At 63.3% G+C, this 12,836-nt stretch carries 13 protein-coding genes and 1 riboswitch; of the genes, 5 read left to right on the top strand and 8 right to left on the bottom strand.

Features of this window, described 5'->3' with window-relative positions; genetic code table 11:
• Positions 1 to 807: 807 nt before the first annotated feature.
• Positions 808 to 1,092 (bottom strand): GNAT family N-acetyltransferase, encoded by a 285-nt coding sequence (locus tag ACIGGF_RS20445; RefSeq protein WP_397522984.1) that lies wholly within the window; start codon positions 1,090 to 1,092, stop codon positions 808 to 810.
• Positions 1,093 to 1,277: 185 nt separating this feature from the next.
• Between ACIGGF_RS20445 and ACIGGF_RS20440 the strand changes: the two genes are divergently transcribed.
• Together ACIGGF_RS20440 and ACIGGF_RS20435 are read left to right on the top strand one after the other, a co-directional pair.
• The gene (locus ACIGGF_RS20440; RefSeq protein WP_397522983.1) at positions 1,278 to 2,048 is read left to right on the top strand and encodes a hypothetical protein; all 771 of its coding nucleotides are present in this window, start codon (positions 1,278 to 1,280) and stop codon (positions 2,046 to 2,048) included.
• Between the two features lie 229 nt (positions 2,049 to 2,277).
• Positions 2,278 to 2,598, top strand: coding sequence for a homoserine dehydrogenase (locus ACIGGF_RS20435; protein WP_397522982.1), 321 nt, complete (start codon positions 2,278 to 2,280; stop codon positions 2,596 to 2,598).
• Positions 2,599 to 2,607: 9 nt separating this feature from the next.
• On the opposite strand, the gene ACIGGF_RS20430 is transcribed toward ACIGGF_RS20435, so the two are convergent.
• Positions 2,608 to 2,970 (bottom strand): helix-turn-helix domain-containing protein, encoded by a 363-nt coding sequence (locus ACIGGF_RS20430; protein WP_397522981.1) that lies wholly within the window; start codon positions 2,968 to 2,970, stop codon positions 2,608 to 2,610.
• A 64-nt stretch (positions 2,971 to 3,034) separates the two neighbouring features.
• On the opposite strand from ACIGGF_RS20430, the gene ACIGGF_RS20425 reads away from it, so the two are divergent.
• Positions 3,035 to 3,697 (top strand): FMN-dependent NADH-azoreductase, encoded by a 663-nt coding sequence (locus tag ACIGGF_RS20425; protein ID WP_397522980.1) that lies wholly within the window; start codon positions 3,035 to 3,037, stop codon positions 3,695 to 3,697.
• A gap of 58 nt (positions 3,698 to 3,755) precedes the next feature.
• Here the strand turns inward: ACIGGF_RS20425 and ACIGGF_RS20420 are convergent, their stop codons facing one another.
• From ACIGGF_RS20420 to ACIGGF_RS20395, 6 genes are all read right to left on the bottom strand, one after another.
• The gene (locus ACIGGF_RS20420; protein ID WP_397522979.1) at positions 3,756 to 4,502 is read right to left on the bottom strand and encodes an ABC transporter ATP-binding protein; all 747 of its coding nucleotides are present in this window, start codon (positions 4,500 to 4,502) and stop codon (positions 3,756 to 3,758) included.
• On the bottom strand, positions 4,495 to 5,331 hold the full coding sequence (locus ACIGGF_RS20415) for an ABC transporter permease (protein ID WP_397522978.1): 837 nt from the start codon (positions 5,329 to 5,331) through the stop codon (positions 4,495 to 4,497). The genes ACIGGF_RS20420 and ACIGGF_RS20415 overlap by 8 nt, the downstream gene beginning before the upstream one ends.
• Positions 5,309 to 6,322: an ABC transporter substrate-binding protein gene (locus tag ACIGGF_RS20410; RefSeq protein WP_397522977.1), complete on the bottom strand. Its 1,014-nt coding sequence runs from the start codon at positions 6,320 to 6,322 to the stop codon at positions 5,309 to 5,311. Before ACIGGF_RS20410 ends, ACIGGF_RS20415 begins: the two co-directional genes overlap by 23 nt.
• Positions 6,319 to 7,041: a TenA family protein gene (locus ACIGGF_RS20405; protein ID WP_397522976.1), complete on the bottom strand. Its 723-nt coding sequence runs from the start codon at positions 7,039 to 7,041 to the stop codon at positions 6,319 to 6,321. The genes ACIGGF_RS20410 and ACIGGF_RS20405 overlap by 4 nt, the downstream gene beginning before the upstream one ends.
• Positions 7,035 to 7,134: riboswitch (TPP riboswitch) on the bottom strand. It overlaps the preceding gene by 7 nt.
• Positions 7,135 to 7,197: 63 nt before the next feature.
• A complete protein-coding gene (locus ACIGGF_RS20400) occupies positions 7,198 to 8,595 on the bottom strand; it encodes a sugar porter family MFS transporter (RefSeq protein ID WP_397522975.1) in 1,398 nt (465 codons plus the stop codon).
• 118 nt (positions 8,596 to 8,713) lie between these two features.
• Entirely contained in the window at positions 8,714 to 9,358 is a 645-nt protein-coding gene (locus ACIGGF_RS20395) for a hypothetical protein (RefSeq protein ID WP_397522974.1), read from the bottom strand.
• Positions 9,359 to 9,456: 98 nt separating this feature from the next.
• Here ACIGGF_RS20395 and ACIGGF_RS20390 point away from each other — a divergent pair, with 98 nt between their 5' ends.
• Together ACIGGF_RS20390 and ACIGGF_RS20385 are read left to right on the top strand one after the other, a co-directional pair.
• Complete coding sequence (locus tag ACIGGF_RS20390) at positions 9,457 to 11,049, top strand: carboxylesterase/lipase family protein (RefSeq protein ID WP_397522973.1); 1,593 nt, start codon at positions 9,457 to 9,459, stop codon at positions 11,047 to 11,049.
• Positions 11,050 to 11,218: 169 nt separating this feature from the next.
• Entirely contained in the window at positions 11,219 to 12,739 is a 1,521-nt protein-coding gene (locus ACIGGF_RS20385) for an ATP-dependent DNA ligase (protein WP_397522972.1), read from the top strand.
• The last annotated feature ends 97 nt before the right edge of the window (positions 12,740 to 12,836 follow it).

Genomic DNA, 12,836 nt, shown 5'->3' with positions numbered 1-12,836 from the left:
AAACTCACCCCAACCGAGTTTGAGACAATCAATCAGTCCGCACACGCGGCCTGATTCACTCAACCCAACGAGTCAACCGAACTCGGGGCAGTCCCACCTTCTCGGCAATCAACGAACGCGTACGCGTGGGCAGCGGCGGGGCAAATGAGCGAGCCCAACGCATCGTGACCCGGCACTGTCGCGTCGCGTCGGCCGTCGCCTCTGTGCCGCACCGTTCTGCATGATGCTGTGGACGCGGCATGGACCGTGGGCAACGTCCAAGAAGGGCTAGGCGTCCGAACAGATTCTGCCGCAAACGCTTTGGAAATAGTCTTGCACGAACTCGTGCCTCGAATTTAAATCGTTGGAGTTCGAGGCCTACTGCGTGCATGATCATGACACAGGCGAATCGTGCAGACCGTGGAGGTGGACAGTGGCAGCAGAATCGAAGTACGCAAGCCGACGCGATGTCCTCACGCGCATTGCGCATATTGCCAATCATGCTCTCTGAGTAGAGCTTCGGCGCGAAGGTGATTCAGACACCCTTCGGCTTCCTTGCCGCGCAGTACACCGCTGTCGTCGGCGTCCATTCTTGTTGTAGGAGAACAGATGTACCACTACGAACAATTCCTGAACGAACACCGACAACGCGTCGCGCGCGGCGCGCGAAACTACGAGCGGCGTCGGATCGCGGCGGAGCGGGCAGCTGAAATGGCTGTAGCAGAAGCGGATTCGCGCGAGATCGAAGCTGCGGAGGCAATACCCTCGAAGGACTGTGAAACGGAATCCGAGATTCGGATCGGAGTGTCGTCGTCCCGGCGCTGACAGTCAGGGGTCGATCAGATGTGAGTAACGATCTCCCGCCGCTGCGATGAAATCCCGGACGAACCAGCATGTGGGGACCACCCGGAGGCCCCGCGTGCTGGTGTCGTCCAGGGCGTGCTCGGTGAGTGCGGCGGCGAGTCCTCGGCCACGAAATCGAGGAAGCGTGACGGTGTGATGGAACGTCCTGACGCCGTCGGATTCGAAGTATTCCGAGTAGCCGGCCAGTTCGGAGTCGACGTGGATCTCGAACCGGCTGTTCGCCGAGTCATGGTCGATCGTCACCTGCATGGTTGTACCTCCTTGCCGAGTTCGGTGTCTTCACGGTATCCGGCGCTCGTCGTGCGGGTAGTCGGTGGTTACTCCAGCAGGGTGCGAAGCAGTAGGGTGAGGGAAACCGAGTCGTGCGAGCGCCACCCGTCGCAACACCGCTCTTCATAAGTACGGGGCGCACTCGAGGCTGAAGGTGGCAATCCGTGGAAGACACATCCGACCGGGGAATCAAGGCATTCATCAGAACGGTCGCGCAGCGCGGCGGACGCGCAGAGCGGCTGACCACATCTCGCCGGAACCCCGTTCAGGTCTGGTCGATGGACGGTACGTCGTCGTGCATCGTTCGGGTGCGGTCGAAGGTCACAGGGGACTGGAAGGCACGCCGGCAAGACGAGTCTCTCGAGAGCGATGACACCGGGTCGTCGTATTGGGTGTTCGTCGATCTTGCCACCGAGCAGCCGCGCTTCTACATGGTTTCCTCGGAAGAGATGGCGTCGGACATTCGCGGCGAGGTCGATCTCTGGGTTCAGGATTCACCCCTCCGAACCAGGACCGGTCATCACGCGATCGCGGTGGATCGGGTGGTCCACGGCAGCGAGCGGTGGGACTTGTTGGGACTGAGCGCCACCTTGGACACCACGCTCGACGTCGGTCCCGAACAGACCTGGGTTCGTACTCCACGCGTCAAGGCGACGCGCAAGTCGGCCAAGGCGGCAGTAGAAGAAGAAGTTATCGACAACCGGGTGCGGGTCGTTGCCGATTGTGAGGGCTATCGACTGAGTGGCCGCTACGACCCCGAGACCCAGCGACTCGAGATCACTGCCGGACCGATGGAGGGGCGACGGTTCGACAACCCGTCCGTCGCCGCCAGCGCCGTCGCCACCCATATCAGCGGGGATGTCGAGGAGCGCGACGGTTGGCAGTTCTGGCAGCTGGACACGCCTGATCGCGCTCCGCTGGGATCATTTCAGTAGAGGCCAACTCGCTGAGCAGGTTTCGTTGTGATTCCTCACCAACTTGTTCCATCTCGGGGAAACGGGACATTAGCCCGATTAATCTTGCGCTCGTAGGACGAGCTCCCTGTTTTGCCACTGGGTCGAATCGATGTTCGAGAGTTCGTCCGTGCATCGACAATCGAGTTTCAGCGAGCTCAACGGTCGACAGTGCGAGGGGTGCTGTCGACCGTGGGGAGAGGTGTTCATCATGGAGCATTCCTACCGATCGGGCGCAGCCCACGCGTCGCGTTTCGTGTTTCTCATCGCGCAGTTCGTCGATCGGAGAATTCCTGCCGAGTTCTTCTCGGTCCAGTTCCGGGAGCTGCAGAACGCACAGTCGGTCTATCTCGACGTCGACGTGTCGTCCGTCATCGGGATGTTGTCGGTGGATGTCGGCGCGTACCTGGGTGACGTCGAAATCCGCGGAGTCGATTACATCGACTCCGAACAACTGTGGAAGGCCGCCGGGCAGGCGTTTCGCGATCTGACGACCGTCCAGTCACAGCACTTCGAGCGCGAGGCCGGCTGACGGTGTGTGTCATTTGAACCGGTCACGCTGCCGCAGAACATCTTCGAGCCTGAATCGTCGGTGGGTGCCGCGCATTTCGGTAGGTAGATCGCCCGAGTCGGCCAACCGTCGGACATAGGTGTCGGACACTCCGAGTACCGCAGCGGCCTGCGAGGTAGTGAGGAGCTCGTCCACAGTTCCGATTGCGATCGCTCGGCCGCTTGCCAGTTGCGTGAGCAGTTCGAGCACGGCACCTCGCGCTGCTTCGTCGAGCGCAAGCGGCGAATCTCCGATACGCACATCGACGTCGTCGCCGGTCTGTTCGTGAACGACGGCCGCGAGCCGTGTGGCAGAACGAGAGTCGAGCGCGGGTACGACGAATCGGAAGTCCATTCGACCAGGATAGAAGTGGACGGCAGGAATAGGCTCGAAGCACCCGATAGCGAGGAGTGTGTCAGTGCCGCAGTTGTTACACCTCGATTCGTCCGCAGATCCGGCTCGTTCGATCAGCCGCCAGGTCACTGCCCGCTTCTCGGACAGCTGGCATGCGATAGGCACCGATCATTCGGTGATCCATCGCGACCTACATCTGAATCCCCTGCCGCACTTACCTACATCAGCGCTGCACTGGGCACCGCACCTGCGGACATCCGAAGAATCCGTCGATGCTGCCGCCGAAGCGTTGCAGACCGAGCTCATCGAGGAACTGATCTCGGCCGACGTGGTGCTCATCGGAGCGCCGATGTACAACTGGTCGATCCCGTCGACCTTGAAGGCGTGGATCGACTACGTACACGTTCCCGGCGTCACCGTCCCGTTCGACGGCGACACGGCGCCTCTCGTCGGCAAGCCTGCAGTCGTGGTGACGAGTCGTGGGAACGACTACACCCCGGGCACAGACGCCGCGTCGACCGATCACGCCACGGCGCAACTCCGGCAGGTACTCGAGTTCGCTCTGGGCATGGACGTCCGCTTCGTTCCGGTCGACCTGACGCTCGCGCCACGGGTGCCGGCGCTGGCATCCCGCATTCCGCAAGCGCGCGCCAACCTGGAGGCCGCGTACTCGGCTGCCGATGAATTGGCTCTGCTACTGGGCGGGTCATCGGCCGGCCAGGAGTGAGTGCACATTCGCGGTGTCGGAGTGACACCCTGCGCCGACGGAACCGAAGACGTGCCGATCAGGACTTCGATGCACCGATCAGAACATCCATCAGCTGCTTCTCGACCGCTGCGAACTCCGGAGTCGTTACGATCTCGAGTCCGCGTGGACGGGGCAACGTCACCTCGATCTGCCGTCGAACGTGAGCGGGTCTGGCAGACAGGACGATCACGCGATCGGAGAGGTAGACCGCCTCACGGATGTCGTGCGTGATCATCAGGACCGTCCACCGGAACTCCGACCAGACCTGCTGCAACCACGATTGCATATCGCTGCGGGTCAGCGAGTCCAGTGCTCCGAACGGCTCGTCGAGCAGCACGACCGACCGACCCTGTACGACAGTGCGCAGGAGCGCGGTGCGCTGGCGCATGCCGCCGGAGAGTTCGGACGGCCTGGCCGACTCGTAGCCGTCGAGGCCGAACACGGGGAACAGTTCCCGCGCCCGGGCTCTCGCCTCCTTCTTTGCGACGCCCTGCACCTCGAGTCCGAGAGTGGTGTTGTCCAGCACCGATCGCCAGGGAAACAGCAGGTCTTTCTGCGGCATGTAGGCACTCGGCGGAACGCGAATCGTTCCGGAATCGGGTCTGTCGAGCTTCGCCAGCATGTTGAACACCGTGCTCTTGCCGGAGCCGCTGGGTCCGATGATCGAGACGAACTCGCCAGGCCGTACATCGAACGAAACTCCGTCCAGCACAAGCTTGTCGCCGAACGATGTGATGAGGTCGCGAACCTCGATGCAGTTGTCGGACGTGGACTGATCAGACATGCAGACCCGCCGAGCTGTGGCGTGCCCACGGAGCGACCAATCGTTCGACCACGAACGTGGATACGAAGAGGAGAACGCTGATCACGGCCGTGACGGCAACCGCGGCGAGGACCAGATCCGTTCGGAACGAGTTCTTCTGTTGGCTCATGTATATACCCAGTCCCGCACTGGCTCCTGCGTATTCGGCGAAGATCGCCCCGACGACGGCGTAGGTGATACCGATGCGCAAAGAGGTGAAGAATCGCGGGAGAGCCGACGGCAGCCGCACGTACCGAAATTGTTGCCAGCGTGAGGCTCCCATGCTGGCGAGCAAAGATTTCGCGTCGCGATCGGCTGCCGCGAAGCCTTCGATGAGCCCGATGGCCATCGGGAAGAACGTGGCCAGAGCGATCACCAGAATTTTCGGGAGCAGACCGAAGCCGAACCAGATGATCAGCAACGGTGCGATCGCGATGATCGGCAGTGTCTGCGATACGACGAAGAGCGGCACGAACGCACGCCGGAGCCACGGTGAGAAATCCACCGCGACGGCCAGCAGCCAGGCCAGCGCCAAAGAGACCGCGAAACCGACGAGCGTCACCTGCAGAGTGGCGGCGGCGTTCTCCCCGATCGCATCGCGTTGCGCCCAACCCTGTGCGACGACGCGGCCTGGCGACGGCAGCACCTGCGGCCGGATGCCGCTGGTCTCGACGTAGATCTGCCACGCGGCGATGAGTGCAGCGACGACGGTGAGCGCAGGCCACGCCCAGCGCAGCGAGGCTCGAATACCGCTGAACGAGTACGAACCTCGGTCAGCGGCTACCGGCTCATCGATCGCCGAGGTAGTCATTGGTGAAGTAGGTCGACCAGTCCGGCTCCACGGTCAGAGGCTCGCCGTTCTCATCGGCCAGCACTCCGCTCTCGTAGAGGAACTTCGAATAGGCCGTCCACTTGTCGAGGCTCTGTCTTCCGACCTCGCCGGAAGCGTCCTTCATGTATTCGGTCGCAAGCATGTTCTGGCTCTCGAAGACGAGCGACTCGTCGGTGAAGGTTCCCGGATTGGCGTCGATCAGATCCTGTGCGGCTCTGTCGGGATCATCGGCGGCGAGCTGATACCCGCGTTGGAGTGCCTGCACGAATTTCTTCGCCTCGTCCGGATGGGCAGCCAGCCAGGGTTCGTTGCCACTGATGGTAATGGCGTAGGCGTCGGGAAATCCATAGTCGATGTAATCGAAGTACTTCATGGGGGTTCCGCTGTGCTCGGCCTCGATGCCTTCCCACGCGAAGTAGGAGACGGTGAAGTCGGCGGTACCGGAGTAGACGGCCTCGTACGCCGAGGTGCCCAGTACGACGGTCTCGTATTCGCCTGCACCGCCGTCGTTCTGGATGACCTTCTCGAGTCCGGCTTGCTCGCCGGCCTCGCCGAAGCCGGCGTAGACCTTGCCGTCGAGTGCCTTCGGGCTCGGGATGTCGTCGCGGTCCGCGCGAACTCCGATGCCCGTCGCCCAATGCTGCAGCGGGGCGAGAACGGATACGGTCTGTGCGCCTGCCGAGGTGGCGAAGACGCCCGAACTCTGTGTGCTGATACCGAATTCGGCGTTGCCGGCATCGACAAGAGTGTCTGCCGCGGTGTTGTTGTAGGGCAGAACTTCTACATCCAACCCGGCGTCGGCGAAGTAGCCTTCCTGCAGGGCAACGTACAGGCCGGTGTGATTGGTGTTCGGCGTCCAGTCGAGGGCGAAGCGGATGGTGTCGGAATCTGCCGATTCCGAGCATCCTGCCAGTCCGGTCGTCGCCACGACTGCCGCTGCCAGCGCTGCGAGTATTCGAGGGGTTCTCATGCGAACACCGCACTCTCGACCAGGGGCCACGGAGTCGGACGTAAAGCACTGTCCCAGAACATCAATTCGTACCTCGACGCGACGAGGAACGCATCGATCATCTGTTCGCGCTGATCCGGAGTCGCAGCCGCGGCGGCGTCGTCCACGAAGGTTTTCGCGGCTTCGACGATGGCATGGAATTCGGGTGCATCGTACGAAGCGACCCATTGCGCATAGGGGTGATCGGGATCGCGATCGAGCACCGTCTTCGCGGCCTCGGCGAGAGTACGACCGACATCGGCGTAGATCCAGAAGCACGGCAGCACCGCCGCAGCCGCGACGGGATACGGCTCGGTTGCTGCGGTTGCGGTCAGATACGAGGTGTATCCCAGGCATGCAGGCGAGGGCACAGGCTTCTCCGTCGACGGGGGCAGAGATCCGCTGGTCAGCATGGCCTCGTGCGACGCTGCCTCATCCATGGTGCTCGCGGCGGCGCTCGCCCAGAATGCGCCGGCGAGCGGGGTCGGTGCGTGTGCCGCCAACAAGGACAGCGACTTCACGTACCCGCCCAGATAGAGCGAGTCCTGCTCGAGGTACCGACGGAAGGCGTCGAGCGGAAGCGTCCCGGCACCGAGCAGTCGGAGAAATTTCAGATCGTCGATCGCGCGTCGCATGCCTTCGGAGGCATCCCACAGAACATCGGTGAAGCGGACTGGGTCCGCAGATACAACAGGCGTCATCGCCTTGACATCCCTTCGTCAGTATTACCTGCATCAGGTTCGGCGGGTTTGATCTCAGCATCCGCATCGGCGGACACACCCCGTGTCAGAACGAAAGCGACAGTAACACCGGTCACCCGGTGTCGACGCTGCCGCCCCTGTATCTGCGGCCCGGACTCATCCCAGCATGTCCTCGAGTTCCATGCCCTTGGTCTCCTGGATCTTGGACTTGACGAAGAAGAACGAGAGCGCGGCGAACAAGGCGAAACCTGCGTAGATCACCCACAGCCCGACGGACGAGGTCAGCGGCGGGAATGCAAGTGTGACGGCGAAGTTGGCCATCCAGTTGGCTGCTGTGCCGATGCCGAGAGCCATGGCTCGCATGCGGTTGGGGAACATCTCACCGAGCATGACCCACATGATCGGACCCCATGTCGAGGCGAAGAAGATGACGAAGAGGTTGGCACCGATCAACGCGATCGCACCCCAAGGAGCGGGGAGCGTGACGTCGTCGCCGCTGCCGATCGACTGCGAGAACGCCACGGACGCCATGACGAGTCCGACGAACATGCCGATCGAGCCCCCCATCAGCAGCTTGCGCCTGCCGATGCGGTCGACGAACAGGATCGCGACGAACGTCATGACGACGTTGATCAGAGCGGTGATGACGGAGGTGGTGAACGACTGATCCTCGGTGAAGCCGACCGAGCGCCACAGCGTTGTCGAGTAGTAGAAGATCGCGTTGATACCGACCAGCTGCTGGAGCACGGCCATCGTGATGCCCACCCAGACGATGGGTTGCAGGCCGAACTTCGGACCGCGAATGTCGGCGAACGACGAGCGTGACTCCTTACGCAGTGTCAGCCTGATCTCGTGTACGCGCTCGTCGGGGTGCAATTCGCCGGTGATCTCGGCGAGCACTCTCGCGGCTTCTTCGTCGAGGTGTTGACCCACCAGATAGCGCGGCGATTCCGGAATCAGTGTTGCCAGCAGCCCGTACACCAGTGCCGGTACGACGCCGACGAGGAACATCCAACGCCATGCTTCGACTCCGAACCACAAGTCGTTCGATGCCCCGTCGGCAGCCCCCGCGAGGAGGGCGTCGGACAGCAGGGCGGCGAAGATGCCGATGGTGATAGCCAGCTGCTGCAGCGAGGCCAGGGAGCCGCGCCACTTCGCGGGAGCGATCTCGGCGATGTAGGCCGGTGCGATCACCGACGCGATACCGATGCCCAGCCCGCCCAGTACTCGCCAGAGCATGAGGTCGGGAACGCTGAATGCGAATCCGGATCCTATCGAAGAGATGGTGAACAGGGCGGAGCCCAACAGCATCACCTTCTTGCGTCCCCAGCGGTCCGCGAGGCTGCCTGCGAACCAGGCACCTACGGCACATCCGATCAGGGCGATCGCCACCACGAACCCGGTGGTGAACGAACCGAGTGAAAAGTGATCTTCGATGGAGTCGACAGCCCCGTTGATGACCGAGCTGTCGAAGCCGAAGAGGAAGCCGCCCACAGCAGCGGCGACGCTGACGCCGATGACCTTCGCTGTGTGGTGGTCGGAGGACTGATTCATGAGTGACGCACCTTCTGGCCGCGTGTAGGGACGTCGGCCGCTGGGGAGACCGTACGGCAGGGATTGTCGTACCGTCCTCGGACATTACGCCTGGTAATTCGCTGCGCGAACGAGACCGTCAACGAAGGTCGAAATCTTCGGTCGAGACGGTGAAACCGTGGCCCACCTGATCGGTGCAGGTGACCCCGGCCTGCTCGTCGACACTGCACTGGAGGCCGTTGCTGGATCCGCTGCCGGGGACGGTGAGCACCTCGCCGTACGGCAGGGCGGCCGCGGGTCCGTCGAAACGGTGGAACTTGGGGTCGCCCAGAGTCTCGAACTTCGCCGGGGACCCCGCGATCAGCTGCACGGCATTCGGTTTCACCGTTGTTCCCGACGCCCCACTGTCGGAAACATCGGGTGCCGAATCAGGGAGTGAACCGTGGCATCCGGCAATGGAGGACTCGAGAACGGCAATGCCGCACTCGAACTTCCCGCTGGGGCTCGAGAAGTAGTACCAACCAGGCGCCTTACCCGCGTACTTCTCCGAAACAGCCTGGGGCGGAGGTGGACTGGTTACCGGCACGGTGGTGACGGACGCCGGCGGCGTCGTGGAAGCAGGTGGCGATGTCGGCGTGGTACCGGCTGTCGTCGGAAGTGCGCTGATCGGGGTGGGGCGGTCGGTGATGATCGTCGCCATCGGCCCGTCGCCTTCACCCGAACCGCAGGCGGACAGTAGGCCGACTGCCACGATTGCCGCTGTGGCACATCCGATTCTTCTCATCGTCGATTCCTTCGCTCGAGGGCGTCGTGGCCGCACGTGACGTCGCCGAGCCCAGGGCCGATGTTGGTACGTTGGGCAGCGACCGAACAGGAGGATCGATGGTCAACGCGTCCGACTCCGCCGCGTCCGACTACACCGTGCTGGCGAGCACACCGTACGGCGACGTCTTGGGCTACCCGGTTGCCGTCGACCCGGTTGCCGTCGACGCATCGCCGATCGTGGCGTGGCGGGGTATTCCCTACGCAACACCACCCGTCGGCAAGCATCGGTTCCGATCGCCGCGGCCGCTGCAGCCGTGGTCCGGCGTGCTCGACGGTCTCGAGTTCGGCGCGATGGCACCACAGGGTCGCGACAGTCCGGTGCCGATCGATCCGTCGCTGTCCATTTCCGAGGACTGCCTCACGCTGAACGTGTGGGCCCCCCGGCCCGATGGCGAGGCGCGGCCGGTGCTGGTGTGGATCCACGGCGGCGCGTACTCGATCGGATCGGCTGCACAGCGGGTGTACGACGGGCGGAACCTGAGCGAGAACGGCGACGTGGTGGTGGTGACCGTCAACTTCCGCCTCGGTCCCTTCGGGTTCCTCGACCTCTCGTCGTTCTCCACCGACGAGCACACCTTCGAGACCAATCTCGGATTGCGGGACCAGATCGCCGCACTCGAATGGGTACGCGACTGCATTTCTGCTTTCGGCGGCGATCCCGATCGCGTCACCCTGTTCGGTGAATCGTCCGGGGGCGCTTCGGTCACCACTCTGATGACGTCGCCCAAGGCCGAGGGTCTGTTTCAGCAAGCCATCGTGCAGAGTGCTCCTGCAACGTCGGTCTACGGCCCTCACCGCGGTGCCGCGGTGGCGTCGAGATTTCTGGAACTGGTGGGTGTGGACCGGGAAGACATCGGCGAACTGTTCGACATGCATTTCAGCAGGCTGGTCGCTGCGGGGGACACACTCTGTTACGAGGTTCCGACGAGAGTGCCGGGAACCCTTGGTCTTTCGCCGGTCGTGGACGGAGACATCGTTCCGCGCTACCCGGTGGCTGCATTCCAGAAGGGGCTGTCCCACAAGATTCCCCTGATCATCGGCACCAACCACGACGAGCCGTCGATCTTCCGGTTCATGAAGTCCCCGCTGATGCCGATCACCTCCGACACCGTCTCGGAGATGTTCCGGGCCATCGCACACGATCACGCCGATCTGCCGGCTCATCGCATCGCCGAGATCATGGCGGCCTACCCGGACAGGTACAAACCGGCCGGCGCGCAGGCGATGTCGCGAGATGCCGGATTCGTCATGCCGAGTATGTGGATTGCCGACGCGCACAGCAGGCACGCGCCGACGTGGATGTACCGATTCGATCACGCGACGCCGATGCTCAAGGCTGCGCGAGTGGGAGCCGGCCACGCGACCGAACTGCCGTACGTATTCGGCAATTTCGGGACGATGAACCGCGACCCCACGTTCTGGCTCGGCGGCCGGAAGCAGGCGATGGCGGTGGCGGCGCGAATGCAGAGACGGTGGCTCGCGTTCGCGAGGTACGGGGTGCCCGCAGCATTGGACGCGTCCAAGCATTGGGCTCCGTACACCGAGAAAGCGCGCTGGACCCTGGTGATCGATGCATCCGACACCCTGGTCGAGGACCCCGATGGTGACATGCGCGCTGCCTGGGGCGACCGGGTGTTGGGCTTCAGCTGACCGATCCGCCATGCAGGTTGCCCGGGCGCTGCTGACATGAATCGAACGTAACAGCCAGAACATCGGCCGCAGGAGTCCCACCGGTAACAATTGGATGTCAGGCGGGGGTGGAGCCTGCGGAATGACCCGGTTGGGTAGGCCTGTCGGTAGGTGCAGTTATGTTCGGTGAGTGTTGATGTCCAGGATTGTCGAAGCCTCCCGTGCCGTGGCCGCGACGCGCTCACGCAAGGTCAAGATCGAGCAGCTGAGCGCGCTGCTCGCCGAGGCGCAACTCGGCGACATCGAACCCGCGGTGTCCTGGTTGTCGGGGGAGTTGCCACAGGGTCGGATCGGAGTCGGCTGGCGCACTCTGGCCGATCTCGACGTCACCTCCGCCGAGGTCTCCACGTTGACGGTCACCGAGGTCGACGATGCGATCACCGCGGTCGCGTCGACATCGGGCGCCGGGTCGGCTGCGCGACGAGGAACGCTGCTGACGGACCTGTTGTCGCGCTGCACCGCCGAGGAGAGACAGTTTCTGATCAGGCTCGTCACGGGAGAGCTCCGCCAGGGAGCACTCGAAGGAATCATGGTCGACGCCGTCGCTGCTGCAACGAAGCTTCCGCAGGCCCCGGTGCGTCGAGCATTCATGCTCTCGGGTCGCCTGTCTGCCACCGCCGTGGCCGCGATCACCGGTGGCGTCGAGGCGCTGGATGCGTTCCGGCTCGAGGTGGGACGCCCGGTGCGGCCGATGTTGGCATCGCCCGCTGATTGTCTCCGCGCGGCATGGGAGCAACTGAACGGCGATGTCACCGTCGAGTACAAGCTCGACGGCGCGCGCATTCAAGTGCACCGATCCGGAACAGACGTCAGTATCTTCACGCGGACCTTGCGGGACGTCACTGCGGGCGTGCCCGAGTTGGTGGAACTGGTACTGGCCCTGCCGTGCGAGTCGGTGGTTCTCGACGGGGAGACCCTGGCGCTCGACGACAGTGGGCGGCCGCGGCCGTTCCAGGAAACGATGAGCAGGTTCGGCGCGGAGAGCGCGCACGAACTGCTGCTGCAGCCCTACTTCTTCGATTGTCTGCACCTGGACGGCGCGGATCTGCTCGATGCATCCCTCGAGCAGCGGCTCGATGCTCTCGAAAGGGTGGCCCCTGGGCACCGCATTCCCAGTGTCGTCCGACCCGACGCGGATGGAGCGGCGGCGCATTTCGACGCTGCTCTGGACGCCGGGCACGAGGGGGTCATGCTCAAGGCGCTCGGTTCCCCGTATGCCGCAGGTCGCCGCGGTAAGAGTTGGCAGAAGGTCAAGCCCGAGCACACCCTCGATCTCGTCGTTCTCGGAGCCGAGTGGGGATACGGCCGCCGCACGGGATTTCTGTCCAACCTGCACCTCGGAGCTCGCGATCCGGACGGTGGTGACCCGATCATGGTGGGGAAGACGTTCAAGGGATTGACCGACGTTCTGTTGCAGTGGCAGACGGACGAATTCCCGAAACACGAGCGTGAGCGCGACGAGCACACCGTGTACCTACGCCCCGAACTGATCGTCGAAATCGAACTCGACGGCGTTCAGGTGAGTCCGCGCTACCCCGGTGGAGTAGCCCTTCGATTTGCGCGAGTGTTGCGATACCGCCCCGACAAGAACCTCAGCACTGCAGACACCATCGACGCCGTACGCGCATTGCTTCCGAACTCGGGCTCCTGACGGCCCAGGGGCCGCCCGACGATTAATACACACGAAACCGGACGAACGATCCCGTAACACGGCGCAAAATATTCTCGAGGGTGCAAGCCAGCGAGAG

The sequence above is a fragment of the Rhodococcus sp. NPDC078407 genome (genome assembly GCF_044542515.1).
Lineage (GTDB): Bacteria > Actinomycetota > Actinomycetes > Mycobacteriales > Mycobacteriaceae > Rhodococcoides.
This window is presented reverse-complemented; position numbering and strand designations above follow the sequence as displayed.